General features: G+C 30.5%; 17 protein-coding genes. All 17 read right to left on the bottom strand.

Going from position 1 to position 17,228, the window contains the following annotated elements; genetic code table 11:
• Positions 1-54: 54 nt before the first annotated feature.
• The 17 genes from BIV18_RS00375 to leuS all read right to left on the bottom strand — a co-directional run bounded on the left by BIV18_RS00375 (position 55) and on the right by leuS (position 17,228).
• The gene (locus BIV18_RS00375) at positions 55-690 is read right to left on the bottom strand and encodes a thiamine diphosphokinase (protein WP_075658641.1); all 636 of its coding nucleotides are present in this window, start codon (positions 688-690) and stop codon (positions 55-57) included.
• Complete coding sequence (rpe, locus tag BIV18_RS00370) at positions 690-1,331, bottom strand: ribulose-phosphate 3-epimerase (RefSeq protein ID WP_075658639.1); 642 nt, start codon at positions 1,329-1,331, stop codon at positions 690-692. The genes BIV18_RS00375 and rpe overlap by 1 nt, the downstream gene beginning before the upstream one ends.
• Positions 1,331-2,182: a ribosome small subunit-dependent GTPase A gene (gene rsgA / locus BIV18_RS00365; protein ID WP_075658637.1), complete on the bottom strand. Its 852-nt coding sequence runs from the start codon at positions 2,180-2,182 to the stop codon at positions 1,331-1,333. Before rsgA ends, rpe begins: the two co-directional genes overlap by 1 nt.
• Positions 2,182-4,155 carry a Stk1 family PASTA domain-containing Ser/Thr kinase gene (pknB, locus tag BIV18_RS00360; protein ID WP_075658635.1) on the bottom strand — a complete coding sequence of 658 codons (1,974 nt, stop codon included), beginning with the start codon at positions 4,153-4,155 and terminating at the stop codon, positions 2,182-2,184. The genes rsgA and pknB overlap by 1 nt, the downstream gene beginning before the upstream one ends.
• Positions 4,156-4,162: 7 nt before the next feature.
• Positions 4,163-4,879, bottom strand: a complete 717-nt coding sequence (locus tag BIV18_RS00355; protein ID WP_075658633.1) for a Stp1/IreP family PP2C-type Ser/Thr phosphatase — start codon at positions 4,877-4,879, stop codon at positions 4,163-4,165.
• Positions 4,880-5,070: 191 nt separating this feature from the next.
• Entirely contained in the window at positions 5,071-5,898 is an 828-nt protein-coding gene (gene rlmN, locus BIV18_RS00350; RefSeq protein ID WP_328585298.1) for a 23S rRNA (adenine(2503)-C(2))-methyltransferase RlmN, read from the bottom strand.
• Positions 5,899-5,989: 91 nt separating this feature from the next.
• Complete coding sequence (gene rsmB / locus BIV18_RS00345; protein WP_075658631.1) at positions 5,990-7,288, bottom strand: 16S rRNA (cytosine(967)-C(5))-methyltransferase RsmB; 1,299 nt, start codon at positions 7,286-7,288, stop codon at positions 5,990-5,992.
• Complete coding sequence (locus BIV18_RS00340) at positions 7,288-7,980, bottom strand: zinc metallopeptidase (RefSeq protein WP_075658629.1); 693 nt, start codon at positions 7,978-7,980, stop codon at positions 7,288-7,290. The genes rsmB and BIV18_RS00340 overlap by 1 nt, the downstream gene beginning before the upstream one ends.
• Complete coding sequence (locus BIV18_RS10835; RefSeq protein ID WP_235860742.1) at positions 7,977-8,297, bottom strand: DNA-3-methyladenine glycosylase; 321 nt, start codon at positions 8,295-8,297, stop codon at positions 7,977-7,979. Before BIV18_RS10835 ends, BIV18_RS00340 begins: the two co-directional genes overlap by 4 nt.
• Positions 8,294-8,902, bottom strand: coding sequence for a methionyl-tRNA formyltransferase (locus BIV18_RS00335; RefSeq protein ID WP_235860741.1), 609 nt, complete (start codon positions 8,900-8,902; stop codon positions 8,294-8,296). The genes BIV18_RS10835 and BIV18_RS00335 overlap by 4 nt, the downstream gene beginning before the upstream one ends.
• Before the next feature lie 2 nt (positions 8,903-8,904).
• Positions 8,905-9,378 carry a peptide deformylase gene (gene def / locus BIV18_RS00330; protein ID WP_075658627.1) on the bottom strand — a complete coding sequence of 158 codons (474 nt, stop codon included), beginning with the start codon at positions 9,376-9,378 and terminating at the stop codon, positions 8,905-8,907.
• A 4-nt stretch (positions 9,379-9,382) separates the two neighbouring features.
• Complete coding sequence (gene priA / locus BIV18_RS00325; RefSeq protein WP_075658625.1) at positions 9,383-11,725, bottom strand: primosomal protein N'; 2,343 nt, start codon at positions 11,723-11,725, stop codon at positions 9,383-9,385.
• 29 nt (positions 11,726-11,754) lie between these two features.
• On the bottom strand, positions 11,755-12,948 hold the full coding sequence (gene coaBC / locus BIV18_RS00320; protein ID WP_075658623.1) for a bifunctional phosphopantothenoylcysteine decarboxylase/phosphopantothenate--cysteine ligase CoaBC: 1,194 nt from the start codon (positions 12,946-12,948) through the stop codon (positions 11,755-11,757).
• A gap of 1 nt (position 12,949) precedes the next feature.
• Positions 12,950-13,252 carry a DNA-directed RNA polymerase subunit omega gene (gene rpoZ, locus BIV18_RS00315; protein WP_075658621.1) on the bottom strand — a complete coding sequence of 101 codons (303 nt, stop codon included), beginning with the start codon at positions 13,250-13,252 and terminating at the stop codon, positions 12,950-12,952.
• A complete protein-coding gene (gene gmk / locus BIV18_RS00310; RefSeq protein ID WP_075658619.1) occupies positions 13,249-13,869 on the bottom strand; it encodes a guanylate kinase in 621 nt (206 codons plus the stop codon). The genes rpoZ and gmk overlap by 4 nt, the downstream gene beginning before the upstream one ends.
• A 23-nt stretch (positions 13,870-13,892) precedes the next feature.
• The gene (locus tag BIV18_RS00305) at positions 13,893-14,768 is read right to left on the bottom strand and encodes a YicC/YloC family endoribonuclease (RefSeq protein ID WP_075658617.1); all 876 of its coding nucleotides are present in this window, start codon (positions 14,766-14,768) and stop codon (positions 13,893-13,895) included.
• A gap of 48 nt (positions 14,769-14,816) precedes the next feature.
• Positions 14,817-17,228: a leucine--tRNA ligase gene (gene leuS / locus BIV18_RS00300; protein ID WP_075658615.1), complete on the bottom strand. Its 2,412-nt coding sequence runs from the start codon at positions 17,226-17,228 to the stop codon at positions 14,817-14,819.

The raw sequence follows: 17,228 nt of genomic DNA, 5'->3' as shown, positions 1-17,228 counted from the left end.
CAGTTTCACCGCTGGTTTTTTTTGTTCATCCTTATTTCTAATTAATATTTAAAATTAGTCCCTAGACTGAATTATAAAAGCAGCTCCATAGTTTATTTTTATAATTGCCTTATCAGCCACTATTTCATTGCTAACAGCTCTACTTGGATTCTCAGAGTTAACTTCTAAATTCTTTACCTCATAATAAAGTCCCTTAGTTGTAAAGTTCATTTTATCACCAGCATTTATTAATGAAAAATATTTTTTATCTGATTTATAAAATTCATATTCTCCTTCTTCAGCATAGGTGATTTCGTTATAATTATCAATGATTTTTGCAGAAACCCCACATCTATATGCCTTTTTAAGATAAGATAGATTTGCAAGCTCGTGATCAAGTCTCGTTCCCAATGCTCCCAATATTATTATATCATCATAGCCTTCATCAAAAAGATAATCTAAACAAAGTGCTGTGTCTGTAAAATCTTTTTTTTTAGGAAATTTTTTTATCTTTATATTATGTTTTTTTACATAATATAAAGACTCTTCATCAATTGAATCTAAATCTCCAAGAAGAAGATCTGCGTCAAGTTCGTACTTTTTTAAAAGTTTTGCTCCTCCGTCGGCAACTAAAATAAATCTATCACTATATTTTTCTATTAATTCCCTTGAAACCTGTCTTCCTCCTGAAATTAAAAGTGCTTTTTTCATTATAATTCCTTAAAAGCTTTTATATTTTCACGAGTCTTGTCTTTTTTAAAAATTGCAGATCCGGCAACTAAAATATCTGCTCCTGCATCGAGAACTTCCTTTGCATTATCTAGTTTAACTCCACCATCGACTTCAATTAATGTATCTAAATTTCTCTCCTCAATTAATTTTTTTACTTCTCTAATTTTCCTTAAAACAGATGGAATAAACTTTTGTCCCCCAAATCCAGGATTTACACTCATAATTAATACTAAATCTAATTTTTCTAAGTTGTAATTTAAAACATCAAGACTATCTCCAGGATTTAATGCAAGTCCTGTCTTTTTTCCATAACTTTTAATTAGAGAAAGAGTTCTATCAAGATGTTTTGTTGTCATGGGATGAATTGTAATAATATCCGATCCAGCTTTTACAAATTCTTCAATAAAATTTTCTGGTCTTTCAATCATTAGATGTGTATCAAAGGGTATTTCAGTTAGATGTCTAAGACTTTTTACAATTCCTGGACCATAGGAAATATTAGGTACATAATTTCCGTCCATAATATCTAAGTGAATGAAGTCAACTTTTTCTTCATTCAAAATTTTAAATTCCTTTTCTAAATTTGTAAAATCTGCTGAAAGTAATGAAGGTGAAATCATTAGTATTCTCCTTTTTCTTTTAATTCATTGTAAATGTATAAATAATTTTCGTATCTTGATTTTTCTATTTCGCCACTATCAACTGCATCTTTAATAGCACATTTTGGCTCCTTAATGTGATTGCAATTGTTAAATTTACAACTTGTAAATTTTTTAAATTCTCGAAAATAATTTTTTAAATTATCTTCGCCAATTTTTAAACTTAATGAAGAAAATCCAGGAGTATCAAAAATATAAATATCTTTATTGTAAAGTATTTCTGTGTGCCTAGTGGTGTGTTTGCCTCTCTTGGTTTTTTCAGAAACTTTTCCAATTTCCACATCTTTATCCAAAATTCTTGAAGTAATAGTAGATTTACCAGCACCACTTACGCCGCAAAGGGCAACAGTCTTTCCATGAAGATATTCTCTCAATAGTTTAATGCTGTCATCCTTATCAGAAATCATAAAAGTATCAAATCCTGAATTTTTATAAATTTTCGTAAGTTCTTTTGCGCTTTCCTTATCTAAATCTGATTTATTTACTACAACGGCAACATCAATTCCTTCATGCTCAGCTTGTACAATGGTTTTATCTATTATTACTAGATTATACTTTGGATCCATTACTGGTATAACAATTAAAGCTAAATCAACATTGCTAACCTTTGGTCTTGTGAGCATATTTTTTCTGGGATATACTTTTTCAATATATCCCAGAGTTTTTTCTTCATATTTAAATTCTACATCATCACCAACAATAGGTGTTACTTTTGAATGTCTAAAATTTCCTCTAGCTCTAGTTTCAAAAATTTTATCTCCAGATTTTATATAATAGAAGCCACCTGTTAGCTTAATAATTTTTCCAATCATTATTTTATTTTCTCAGTCTTCACTAGATTTCCATCTACGTATATATTGTATTCACCAGGACCAATTAACTCTACATTACTAACTTGTCCACTATCAACATTGTAATCCCAAACAGAAGTTGCTCCAATTTTATTTCCATTGCCGTCTTTTACTCTTTCAGCTGAAACATTGTGAGTAGCACCATCATCTGGAACCCTTACCTTTACATGATTTACTTTATTGAAATTATCTTCATTTTGATTGCTTTCGTTGTCCTCATTTACTTCTTCGTCAACCTTTGACCCCTTTGAGATGTAAATAGTAACAGTAGAGCCCTTTTCCACACTTGTATTTGGCTTTGGATCCATGTCATAAACTTGTCCTTCGCCAACGCTATTGCTATTTCCATTTTCAATTACAACAGTAAATCCTAAACTCTTTAATTGATTTACAACAACATCTTGTTCCATTCCCTTGTAGTCACTTAATACGACTGGAGTCTTGTCAACACCCTTAGATATTATAACTTTTACAGCAGTTCCTCTTTTAACAGAATAACCGCCATCTGGATTTGAATAAATTACCTTACCTTCCTCAACATCTTCATTAAACTCTTCTTCAACAGAACCAAGTTTTAGAGAATTTTCTTCTAAAACTTTTTGTGCATCTTTTTTGCTTAATCCCTTTAGTGGTGGAACTGGAACAGAATCAGGGAGTTCATTAATTTCTAGAGTAACAGTTGAGCCCTTATCAACGGAAGTTCCCTTTTCTGGCTTTTGACCAAGTACAACGCCATCAGGTTCATTTTCATTTTCTACGGTATTAACATCTAAAACCAAACCTTGAGCTTCTATTAGCTCCTTAGCCTCATCCCTTGTTTTTCCAATATAATTTTCTACGGCAATCTTTTCAACTACATCGCTATTCTTCATACCTTTCATAGCCTTTGGAACGACATAAATCAATAGAGCTATAATAACTATTGCAGAAAAAATTCCAAGTATGGCTGGAGCAGCCGATTTTTTCTTTTTAACAACTTTTTTTGGCTTTTGTCGTTCTATATCCATATTATTGGAATGATTTCTTTTTGGTCTTCTATTAACTGTTGGAGTAACGACCCTTCTATCATCCTCTTGGTATTCTCTTTTAACTGAGAAAGTTTTTGCTCCAATTGTATAATCCTTAATATCTTTAATTAGTTCGAAGACATCTTTATATCTATCTTTAGGATCTTTTTCAGTCATTTTAATAACAAGTGCATCAACAGATGGATCTATACTCTTAATAAAATCTGAAGGCTTTGGCATTTGTGATTGAACTTGCATAAGTGCAACGGACACAGGATTATCTGCATCAAAAGGAAGTCTTCCTGTAAGCATTTCAAAAAGAACAATACCCAAAGAATATATATCCGATCTATTATCTACCTTTGCTCCTCTTGCTTGTTCTGGTGAAAAATAATGAACTGAACCCATTACTGCATTAGTCGCTGTAACAGTTGTATTATCCGCAACTCTTGCAATTCCAAAATCTGTAACTTTAATTCGATCATCACGAGTAACCATGATATTTTGTGACTTAATATCTCTATGGACAATATGTTTTGAGTGAGCAACCTTTAAAGCCTCTGCAATTTGAATGCAGTAATTTAATGCCCTTTTTTCAGAAAGCCTGCCCTCATCATTTATCAAATCTTTTAGAGTTTTACCATCAATATATTCCATTACAATGTAATGAACTTCTTTGTCTTCAACTTTTTCAGTTCCTACATCATAAATACTTACAATATTAGGATGAGAAATACTTGCAGCTGCAAGGGACTCTCTCTTGAATTTTCTAATAAAATTATTGTCTTCGTTATATTCTAATTTTAAAACCTTTATGGCAACAATTCTATCAAGCTTTTTATCATGAGCTTTGAATACATTGCCCATTCCGCCTGTTCCAATTTTTTCTAATATTTCATATCTATTTGCTAAAATTTTATTTATCATTGTGCACCTACTCATTAAATACTAAAATAAATGTAATATTATCCATGCCGCCATTTTTTAAAGCGAGAGCCAAAAGTTTATCCTTTGCAACTTCAGGAGTGTTTTCTTTTATTATTTTGAAAATTTCTTCATCAGGAATCATATTTGTAAGTCCGTCTGAACAAAATAAAAATATGTCCCCTTCTTCGATCTTTAAAGTGTTTACATGTACATCTAAATCAGCTATTGTTCCAACGGCTTTTGTAAGCACATTTTTCTTTGGATGATTTTTTGCCTCTTCTTCAGTGATTTCTCCAATCTCCTTTAAGTAATTTACAAAGGAATCATCTCTTGTAATTTGCTCTATATCTTTATTTATTTTATAAATTCTTGAATCGCCAACATTTGAATAAATTAAAAAATCTCCTAAAATGATACCAGCAGATACTGTTGTACCCATACCTCTGTAATCCTCATTTTTTTCAGAACTATTAAATATTTCTCTATTAGCATCTCTAATTGAAGAAGACAAAATTTCAATAGCATCTTCAATCTTATTAACTTCCTCTGCCTTTTCAAAATCAGAAGCAATTATTTCAGTTGCCATCTTAGATGCTCTTTCGCCAGCAAGATGTCCTCCCATTCCATCAGCCAATATATATAAATTTTTTGATTCATTTACAAAATAACTGTCTTCGTTATTTTTTCTGTAATTGCCTACATTTGTTGCTGATACAACAATCATTTATTTCACCTCAACTTTGCGCCTAAGTTGTCCACATGAAGCGCTGATGTCCCTTCCAAGCTCTCTTCTTATAGTCACATTAAATCCTATTTTTTCAAGCTTATCTTTAAATTCATTTATTTCTAATTTGGAAGGTCTTTTTTCGTCAAATTCATCAATTGGATTTAATGGTATTAAATTAATATGGCATTTTAAATTTTTGGCAAAATTATAAAGCTCTTCAATATTTTTTTACCATCATTTTGATTTTTAATTAAAGTGTATTCAAAGGTAATTCTATTATTTGTCTTATTGACATAATATTTTAAAGATTTTTTCAATTCCGCTAAATTAAATTTTCTGTTAATTGGCATAAGGACTGACCTATCAAAATCATTTGTCTGATGAAGACTAATCGCAAGATTTATAGGTAAGTTATAATCTGCTAATTCATAAATTTTATCTGCTATTCCGCAAGTTGATATTGTTATATTTCTATAACTTGTGTTGTGTCCCCTTTCATCGTGAAGAAGTTTTATAAATCTCATCACTTCTTGAAAATTATCAAGGGGTTCACCACTTCCCATTAAGATAAAATTAGAAACCTTAATATTTAATCTATTTTCAATTTCATAGACCTCACTTAACATTTCTGCAGCTGTAAGATTTCTCACAAGACCAGATTTTGTAGAGGCACAAAAATCGCAACCCATTCTACAACCTACTTGAGTTGATATGCACTGAGAATAACCGTGTTTGTACTCCATGAGGACACCTTCTATTAAGTTTTCGTCTTTTAGTTTAAAGATAAATTTTTTTGTCTCATCTAATTTTGAATCGAAACTTTTAAAAATTTTCACTTTATTTATTTCTTCGTTTTTTATTATGGAAATTGCCCTATCGGAAAGATTTGAATTTTCTATATCATATCTCTTTTTGTCATGGAAAAAAATAAAGAGTTGAGATCCTCTAAAAGGCTTCTCACCTTTATTTTCAAAAAAACCGCGCAATTCATCTTCATACATAGAATTTAATTCCATTAAATCACCTATTCATTTACTCATTATACCATTAGACTCTGACAAATAAAAATGAATTTAAAAAATTTAATAAAATAAAAGGACTGTCTAATCACAGTCCAATCTTTTCTAAAAGAGTTATAGAAAAACCGTCCGTACCATCTATTGATGGAAATAATTTTAGTATTTCTTTATCTCTTAAATTTTTTATTTTAAAATTTTTATTGCTTTTTAAAAATTCATTTATTACATCTTCATTTTCAATTTTTGAAAGAGAGCAAGTTGAATATAAAATTTTTCCCTTATCTTTTACATAATTTTTTGCTTTTTCTAAAATTTCTATTTGAATTTTTGAAAGTTCCCTTATGTCTTCTATGCTCTTATTCCACTTTATATCAGGTTTTTTCCTGTATAATCCTGTACCAGAACAAGGTGCATCAACTAAGACATAGTCAAATTTATTTAGGAAACTTTCATTTAAAACTCTGGCATCATTAACCATTGTTTTAATATTTTTTGCACCAAGTCTCTCGGCATTTTCTTCTATTAATTTTATTTTTCCCTTTGATTTATCACAGGCAATGATCTCACCAGTGTTATTCATAATTTCAGAAAGATGAGTTGTCTTGCCCCCTGGTGCTGCACATAAATCCAGAACTTTGCTCTCTTCCTTTGGATTTAAAAAGGTTGAAACCAAAATTGATCCAAGATCTTGCACATAAAATTGTCCCTTTTTAAAAAATTCTGTATCAATTATTCCCTTTGGGTTTAAAATGTTTAAAGCATTCTCATAAGTTGTCTCTCTTATTTCAAAGCCTAAATCCTTTAAATTTTTCATTAAGTCCTTTTTATTAGTCTTAAGAGTATTTACTCTAATGGTAAAGGGAGGTTTTTCATTATTTGCTTTTAAAAGTTTTTTTGTAAAATTCTCTCCATAGTTTTTATAAAAATATTCTGTATAGAACTTTTGATGAGAATAAAAAGTAGATAAATTTTCAATGCTATCTTCAATTTTAACTTGTGGTGCTTCTTTTTTTGAAATACTTCTTAAGATTCCATTTGTGAAAGAAATTGAGCCTCTATTCCCATAAATTTTTGCAAGATTTACCGACTCATCGACAATTGAATAATCTGGAACTTTATCCAAAAAATACATTTGATAAATTGCCATCTCTAGAATAGTTAAAATGATTTTATGAATTTTATTAATCTTTACTTTAGAGTTTATTTTCACTACGTAATCTAAATAAGATCTATTCCTAATTACTCCAGTTGTTATTTCTTTTATAAAATTGTAGTCCCTATCATCAATATTTGATTTTTTAAGAATTTCTAGACTTTCTTCTAAAAATGCCCCCTTGTAGAGGACATCGTTAATTATTTGTAATGCTTTTTCCCTAGTATTTTTCATTAATCTCTTCTTCCAAATATGCTAAGTAGTCTCAAAAATTGTCCTATTGCAACTATTGTCGATGCAACATAAGTAAGTGCTGCTGCATTTAAAACTTCCTTAGTCCCTGTCAAATCTTCTTCAGTTATAATTCCCTTTGCAAGTTCTTTTTTTGCTCTATTTGATGCGTTAAATTCCACAGGAAGCGTAACTATTTGAAATAAAACTGCAAAGAAAAATAATGCAACTCCAAGTTTTGTAAAAAAAACTGAAAAGAAGAATCCGAGTATTATTAAAAAGAAACTTACTTGAGTTCCCAAATTTGCAAGAGGAACTAAAGCACCTCTAATTCTTAAAGGTACATATTCAACTGAATCTTGAATTGCATGGCCTACTTCGTGAGCAGCAATGGAAACTGATGCAATAGAATTTTTGTAATAAACATCTCGAGATAGATTTAGAGTTTTATCCCTTGGGTCATAGTGATCCGAAAGTTTTCCATCAACTAAATTTATTTTTACATAATTTAGTCCATTTCTATCTAAAATTTCTCTCGCAACTTCTGCTCCACTTAGATTTGTGGAAGATCCAATTTTATTATATTTTTCATAAGCAGAACTTATCTTTGCCTGTGCGTAAAATGCTAAAATAAGTCCAGGTAAAATATAAACTAAATAGCTATAATCATAAATATAAAAATATGGAAACATCATTTTCCTCCAATCACATAATTTTCTTCAATTTTATTTCCTCTGAGGAAATCATCAATTCCCATGGCTTTTTTGCCAGGTGCTTGTATAACTTTTACTGAAATTGCTCCATCCTTTGTCTTGATAATTAATTTCTCATCTGAATTTAAAATTGTTCCTGGAACTTCAATCGCTGAACTTTTAATTTCTTCTGCATCAAAAATTTTATAAACTTTGTCCTCATAATTAAATTTTGCACCATAGTGTGGACTAAGCCCTTTTATTTTATTTACAATATTTTTTGAATTGTCCTTAAAATCTAAAATCAAATCCTTTTTCAAAATTTTATTTGCATAAGTTTTTTTGAATCATCTTGTTCAGTAAATTTAACTTTATTTTCTTCAACTTCATTAATAAATTCTTCCAAAAGATCTGCACCCATTAGTGAAAGTTTATCTTCCAATTCTCCAGCATTCATATTTTTTATTTCAATTTCTTTTACAGATGAAACTGCGCCAGAGTCAAGACATTCTTCTACTTTCATAAGGCTAACTCCAGTTTTTTTGTGTCCTTCCATAATTGCTCGGTTAATTGGGGCAGCTCCCCTTAACTCTGGAAGGATTGATGCGTGAACATTTACAATATATTTTTTTGGAAGATCAATTATTTCTCTAGATAATATTTGTCCATAAGCAACAACTACAATAATATCAGCATCAACTTCTTTTAATTTATTTATAGAATCCTTTGAATTTACATCAGCAGGTTGAAAAATTTCTAGTCCTAAATTTTCAGCCTTAATCTTTACTGGAGTTTTTGTGAGTTTTTTGCCCCTTCCCTTTCTCTTATCTTCTTGAGAAACAACTAGAGCAACTTCACCAAGATTATTTAATTTATCTAAAATAGGAACTGAAAAATCTGGCGTTCCCATAAAAATAAATCTCATTTCTATTCACTCTCCGCTTCAAACATTTCAATTGCCTTGTCCGTGTATAAAACTCCATCTAAGTGGTCAATCTCATGTTGAAGAATTCTCGCTAAAAAATCCTCAGCTTCCATAATTTTTTCTTCTCCATATAAATCATTGTATCTAACTTTTACATCTTTTGCCCTCTTTACACTTCCTTGTTTGCCAGGAACTGAAAGACAACCTTCCAAGGAAACTTCTTCTCCTTCCTTTTCAATAATTTCAGGATTAATCATGTAAAATCTATTGCCATCTTCTTCGTCTCTATTGTCAATTACAATAACTCTTTTTAAAATTCCAACTTGCGGTGCGGCAAGACCTACTCCATAAGCTATATCCATGGTTTCGTACATATCGTCAATTAAAACTTTTAATCTGTCGTTGTAATTTGAAACTACTTTTGATTTTTTTCTAAGTATTGGATCTCCATCCGTTCTAATTTTTCTTATTGCCATATAATCACCTAAAATCTATGTTTAAAAATATTTTATTATCTTCTTCTATCTTACTATTATTAATTACCCTTTTAAGTCCATCTATTAACAGAACTAAATTTTTTGGTTTTACCTTTATTGAAAATTTAGTTCTATTTATATTTTTTATCTTTGGCATCTTAATAAATTTTGTTACCATTAATTCTACATTTTTTATATCAGTAGACATTTGATGCAAAAACCTTTCTGCCCATATTTGAGTTAACTTTTCATCGTAGGAAGAAAATTCAATCTCAATTAATTTTGTATAAGGTGGATATAAAAATAGTTTTCTCTCTTCAATTTCATAATCGTAAAAATCAACATAATCGCCAGTGGCAGAATATTTTATGATCTCGCTATCAGGACTATATGTTTGAATAATTACCTCACCTTTTTTCGATGCACGCCCAGCTCTTCCTGAAACCTGAGTGATAAGTTGAAAAGTTCTTTCCTTTGCCTTGTAATCAGAAACATAAAGAGACATATCAGCTGCAACAATTCCAACTAAAGTAACATTTTCAAAGTCAAAACCCTTTGAAACCATTTGCGTTCCAATAATTACATCTGCTTTCCTATTTTTTACAATTTCATAAAATTTATCGAAGGAATCTTTTTTTGTAGTGGTATCTCTATCCATTCTAAGCACTCGTGCCTCAGGAAACAATTTTTTTACTTCCTCTTCAACCTTTTGTGTTCCAACTCCAAATTGTTTGATAAATTTTGATCCACAACTTGGACATACCTTAGGAAGAGGTTTTGTACTTCCGCAATAATGACAAATAAGCCTATTCTTTGTCTTATGATAAGTCATGGAAATATCACAATCGTCACATTTTATAACTTCGCCACAAGATCTGCATGAAATAAAATTAGAAAAACCACGGCGATTTAAAAATAAAATTATTTGTTCCTTCTTTTTTAATTTTTCTTCCATTGCTTTTTTAAGTTCTCTGCTAAAAATAGAAATATTTCCCATGATTAATTCATCTCTCATGTCCACAACTTTTGTTTCTGGAAGATAGGCACCCTTTTTTGCTCTATTCTTTAACTCACATAAATTGTAAAAATTTTTCTTTGCATAAAAATAGGTTTCAATAGAAGGCGTTGCTGAACCAAGGACAACTTTTCCTCTGTGCTTCATTCGATTTATTGCAACTTCAATAGTGTCATACTTTAGGTTGTCGTGAAATTCGTAGGAAGAGTCGTGAGATTCATCTATTATAATCATTTTTAAATTTTTAAAGGGAACGAAGACTGCACTTCTTACTCCAACAACAATATTTACTTCTCCATTTAAAACTTTTCTATACTCATCGTATCTTTCTCCTTGAGAAAGTTTTGAGTGAATAACTGCAACCTTATCTCCAAATCTTCCCTTAAATCTATCTATCATTTGTGGAGTAAGTCCAATTTCTGGCACTAGAACTATTACTTCCCCACCCTTTTCTATTACCTTTGATGCAAGATTTAAATAGACTTCAGTCTTCCCACTTCCCGTAAGCCCATGGAGCAGTGAAACAACTTTATCAGTTTCTATTATACTTTTTATAGCTTTTTGCTGCTCTTCGTTTAAAGAAATCTTTTGTGTTGCAAAATTTTTCTCAACTGGCTCCCTTTTTATTTCCTTTTTATATTCACAGATTAAATCTTTTTTTATTAAAGTTTTTATTGGAGAATAAGAAATTCCAAGACTAGCCATTACATCAACTCTTGATATATCTTTTTTTTCTTTTACAAAATTAAAGACTTGAGCTTGTTTTTCACTTATACCTTCCAAATTTTTTGGGGCAAAATTTTCTGATACTTTAAGATAATTTACAAGCTTTGGCTTTACCATAACTAGAGAATCGTAAATATATTTAATGAAACCCTTGGCTCTTAATTTTTTTATAAATTTCTTTTCAGTTTCACTTAAATCTTCAAAATATTTATTTATATCAATAGAATTTAATTTTTCAAGGTCCTTTCCATGAGGATATTTTTCTACAATAATTTTCTTTTTTATTTTTTGCAAATTTCCAGGAGGTAAAATTGGAGAAAAAGCCTTTGAATATCCAATTAAATACCTATCTTTCATCCAAAGTCCAAGTTCAATTAAATCCCTTGAAATAATTGGCTCGTCATCTAGTACCGAATGAATTTCTTTTAATTTATCTAAATACTTTTCAGAATAATTTGCATGCAAAGAAAGGACGATACCAACTCGGTAGCTATTTCCAAAATTTACAAGAACTCGCATACCTGGTTTAACATCATCTTTTACGATATATGTATAAAGTTTATCTATTTTTTGAAAATTATTTTCTATAAAAATATCTGCAAACACTTTTTCACCTACAAAAGAGCTAGATTTCTCTAGCTCATAAGCTTTAATATTCTATCTAAAATTTCCTTTGCAAGATCAGATTTACTCATAATTTCTAAATCATCAGTTTTACTTTTACTGATAATAGAAACTATATTAGTGTCACTTCCAAAACCTGCACCCTTTTTCTTAATATTATTTACAACAATCATGTCAAAATTCTTTTTTACGAGTTTTTCCTTTGCATACTCGTAAATATTTGTTGACTCAGCTGCAAAGCCAACAATAATTTGATTTTTCTTAAGGCTTCCATAATGAGCAGCAATATCTGGGTTTTTTTCCATTTCAATTAAATTCATTTGACTGTCATTGCCCTTTTTAATTTTTTCTTCACTATAAAATTTTGGTCTATAATCACTAGGTGCGGCAGCCTTAATAAGTATGTCGCAATCGTCAAAATATTTTCCAACAATTTCATACATATCTCGTGTAGTTTTAACTCTTACAAAATTGTCGACTTTTGGAATGTCTATTTTAGTTGGCCCAGAGATTAGAGTTACCTTTGCTCCTCTTTTTTTTGCATTATCCGCCAAAGCATAGCCCATTTTCCCTGAAGAATAATTTGAAATAAATCTCACCGGATCAATTGGTTCAACAGTAGGTCCAGCCGTAATTACAACATGTTTTCCCTTCAAATCTTTTTCTGTCAAAGCCCTATCTATTTCGTCGACAATTTCACTTGGTTCAAGCATTTTTCCACTGCCATAATCATTGCAAGCCAAAAGATCTTCTTTAGTATCTAAAATAATTACTCCTCTTTTTCTGAGAATTTCCATATTTTTTTGATTAGCCTCTGACTCTAACATTACAGTGTTCATTCCCGGTGCAATTATTACTTTTGACCTAGATGCCATTAAAACTGTAGTAAGCATATCGTCTGCTATTCCATTTGCAAATTTTCCAATTACATTTGCAGTTGCTGGTGCAATTACAATTATATCTGCCCATTTTGCAAGAGAAATATGCTCCACATCCATGTTAAATAATTGATTAAACATTTCGCAGTGTACTGTATTGTTTGACATAGTCTGAAAAGTAAGAGGAGTTACAAACTCTGTTGCATTTTTGGTCATTACAACCTTTACTTCTGCCCCTAGTTTTCTAAGTAAACTACAAATTCCAGGTGATTTATAAGATGCAATTCCACCTGTTACGCCAAGTAGAATTTTTTTGCCCTTTAACATTTTATTCCTCTTCCAATCCTTCAGAGTTTATTTTTTCAATTCTTTCTTGTTTAATTTTTTCAATTAATTCTTCTTTTTCTTCTGCAATTTTCTTTTCATATTGAGAGTCAGATAACTTTTCTCCAAATTTAATTTTTCCAGCCATAATTTCTTCCAAAGCAATTGTAACTGGCTTTTTACTTTCTGTATCAACAAGTTTTGGATTTCCGTCAATTATCTTTCTAGCTCTCTTTGAAACTAAAATTGCAAGTTCATATCTGGAATTTGCAACTTCTCTTAAATCTTTAAAAGATGGTATTATCATTTATTTCTCTCCTCTTCTGCTTGAACTTCTTTTTTAATATTTTTATGTCTTTTTACTCTTAACTTTTCTGCAGCAATAATATTTTCGATATCCTTAACGGCATTATCTATTACATCATTTATAACAAAATAATCATATTCACCAACAAAATCCAGTTCTTTAAAGGCATTTCTATATCTAGTTTCAATTTCATCTTCAGTTTCTGTATCCCTCTTAACAAGACGAGATTTAAGTTCATCCATAGTTGGAGGAATTAAAAAAATAAAGACTGCTTCCTTGTATTTTTCTTTAATTTGTAAAGCTCCTTGCACATCAATTTCTAAAAGTACAATTTCGCCCTTTTCAATTTCATCAAAAACAAACTTTTTTGGTGTGCCATAATAATTTGTATGAACAAAGGCATGTTCTAAAAGTTCATCATTGTCCACCATTTTTTCAAATTCTTCTCTTGTAGCAAAAAAATAATTTTCACCATTAACTTCGCCTGGTCTAGGTGTTCTCGTGGTTACAGAAGTAGAAAAAATTATATCGTCATTGTTTTTCATAAGAGCCTCGCTTACAGTTCCCTTCCCAGAACCAGAAGGACCTGATAAAACCAATAAAAATCCGCCGTCCAAATCATCACCATCCTAATTATTAACTATTCAACATTTTGTGCTTGTTCACGCAGCTTTTCAATTTCAGATTTAAGTAGAAGAACTTTACTTATAATTTCGATATCATTAGATTTTGAAGCAATTGTATTAGATTCCCTATTCATCTCTTGAATAAGAAAATCTAATCTTCTTCCAATAGCTCCCTCTGAATTTATTATATCATTAAAATTGTCTATATGTATTTTCAATCTAGTGATTTCTTCATCAATGGAAAGCTTGTCAAGCATTATCGCAATTTCAGTCAAAATTCTATCTTCATCTATTTTATTCGAATCAAGATATTCACTAACTCTATCTCTAAGTCTTTTTTCATTTTCTTTAAGAGTAATTGGAGCTCTCTTTTCTATAAAATCAGTTAATTTTTTAATTTCTTCAAGTTTAACTAGAAAATCATTTTTGATTTTTTCACCTTCAATATTTCTAGCTTCGATAAAATCCTTTGCGGCAAATTCAACAACCTCTAGTAGCTCTTTTTTAATATAGTCGCCATCAAATTCAGCTTTTTGTGGTTTAAAAATATTCGAATCTTCAGTTAATTTTGAAAAAGAAAGATCTTCTATAACTCCGAATTTTTTCTGTAAATCTTTACTTATACTAATATACTTATTTAAAAGCTCATAGTCAATATCAATTTTAACATCTTTAGAGTTTAGATAATCAAAATTTATAAAAACATCAACTTTACCTCTTTTAATTTTATCTTTTATAAAAGATTTAACGGATTCTTCAGCATACATAATAGAACTCGGCATCCTTACATTAATATCAAGAAATCTATTATTAACAGATTTCATCTCCACTTTGATACAAAAATCATCACTTCTCTTCTCAAAAAGGCCGTAGCCAGTCATGCTATTCATAAAAACTCCTCATAAAAACTAAAAAGCACTATATAGTGCCTTTCAGTTTTATTTTACAACAATATTTACTATCTTATTTGAAATATAAATTTTCTTTATAACTTTCTTTGATTCAGTATTTTTAGCAAAAAGTTCGTTCTCCTCTACTATTTCAAATACTTTACTTTCAGATGCATCTCTTTCAATTTTAATAGTATACCTAACCTTACCATTAAATTGAACTGGAATTTCAATTTCATCATCTATAATTATTTTTTCATTAAATTTAGGCCAATCTTTTTCTGATAAAATTCCGCCTAAATCACATATTTGCCACAATTCTTCAGTTATATGTGGAGCAACGGGATTTAATAAAATTAAATAAGTCCTGAAGTCTTCTTTTGTGATTTTTCCAACAGAATTAAACTCATTTGAAAGTGTCATAAGTTGTGCTATTGCAGTATTAGCTTTTAGATTTGTATAATCTTCTGTAACTTTTTTAATAGTTTTGTGAATCTCTGAAACTAAACCTTCGCTATAATCTTCTCCATCTACGACAATACTTTGTAAATTCCAAACTCTTTCCAAAAATCTTCTGCAACCCTTAACTCCATTTTCTGACCATGGAACAGGCTTTTCAAAATCACCAATAAACATTTCATAACATCTAAGTGTATCAGCACCATAATCCCTTACAATATCATCTGGATTTACAACATTTCCTCTTGATTTAGACATTTTTTCGTTGTTATTGCCTAGAATCATGCCATGAGAAGTTCTCTTTTTATATGGTTCTTTAGTTGGAACTACTCCAATATCATACAAAAATTTATGCCAAAATCTTGAATAAAGTAAGTGAAGTGTAGTATGTTCCATACCACCATTATACCAGTCTACTGGAGTCCAATATTCAAGCGCTTCCTTACTTGCAAGCTCTTTGTCATTGTGTGGATCGGTATATCTCAAGAAATACCAAGATGATCCAGCCCATTGTGGCATAGTATCTGTTTCTCTTTTTGCAGGTCCTCCGCATTTTGGACAAGTAGTATTAACCCAATCAGTCATCGTAGCAAGTGGTGATTCACCAGAATCAGTTGGTTCGTAATTTTCAACTTTTGGAAGTAAAAGTGGAAGTTCTTCTTCAGGAAGAGCAACATAACCACATTTATCACAATGAACTATTGGTATTGGCTCTCCCCAATATCTTTGTCTTGAGAACAACCAGTCTCTAAGCTTATAATTGACCTTTCTATCTCCAATATTATTTTCTTCAAGATAATCAATCATCTTGGCAATAGCCTCTTTAACTTCAAGACCATTTAAAATACCTGAGTTTATCATTTTTCCAGTAGAAGTTTCAGTGTTTACATGTTCACTTATGTCAGAACCTTCGATTACAGGAATTATTTCAAGACCAAATTTTTTTGCAAAGTCGTAGTCACGATCATCATGAGCAGGAACAGCCATAATTGCTCCAGTTCCATAAGTCATGAGAACATAATCTGAAATCCAAATTGGCATTTCTTTATTCGTAAGAGGATTAATGGCTTTAATTCCCTTAATTTCAACACCCGTTTTCTCTTTTTCAAGTTCAGTTCTTTCAAAGTCACTTTTCTTTGCAACTTCTTCTTTATAAGCATTTATTTCATCTAAATTTTCAATTTTATCTGAATGATTTTTAATTAGCGGATGTTCGGGTGCAATTACCATATAAGTTGCTCCGTAAATTGTATCAGGTCTAGTAGTGAAAACTTCAAGTTTTTCATCAAAATCCTTAAGAGAAAATTTTATACTTGCCCCTTCACTTCTTCCAATCCAGTTTTTTTGTTGTGTTACAACTCTTTCGATGAAGTCAAGGTCATCAAGATCCTCAATGAGTCTATCTGCATAATCAGTAATTTTTAACATCCATTGACTTTTTACACGCCTTACAACAACTTCTCCACATCTTTCGCATTTTCCACCAACAACTTCTTCATTAGAAAGTCCAACTTTACAAGAAGGACACCAGTTTATTGGCATTTCTTTTTTGTAAGCAAGTCCATGTTTAAAAAGTTGTAAAAAGATCCATTGTGTCCACTTATAATATTCAGGATCAGTTGTATTTATTTCTCTCGACCAATCAAAGGAAAAGCCAATAGACTTTAATTGTCTTTTAAAATGTTCAATATTGTTTTTTGTAACAATTGCTGGATGAATTTTATTTTTTATTGCATAATTTTCAGTCGGCAAGCCAAAAGCATCCCAACCCATTGGATAAAGTACATTATATCCCTGCATTCTCTTCATTCTAGAAACAATATCAAGAGCAGTATAAGGTCTCGGATGCCCTACATGAAGTCCTTGCCCTGATGGATAAGGAAATTCTACAAGTGCATAGAATTTTTCTTTGTCGGAATTATTTTCACATACAAAGGACTCGTGTTCATCCCAAAAGTCTTGCCACTTTTTTTCTATTTCACTAGGTATATATTTTTTCAT

This window comes from Peptoniphilus grossensis (assembly GCF_001940285.1).
Classification (GTDB): domain Bacteria; phylum Bacillota; class Clostridia; order Tissierellales; family Peptoniphilaceae; genus Peptoniphilus_A; species Peptoniphilus_A faecalis.
The sequence above is the reverse complement of the archived record's forward strand: the minus strand, read 5'-3'. Positions and strand labels throughout refer to the sequence as shown.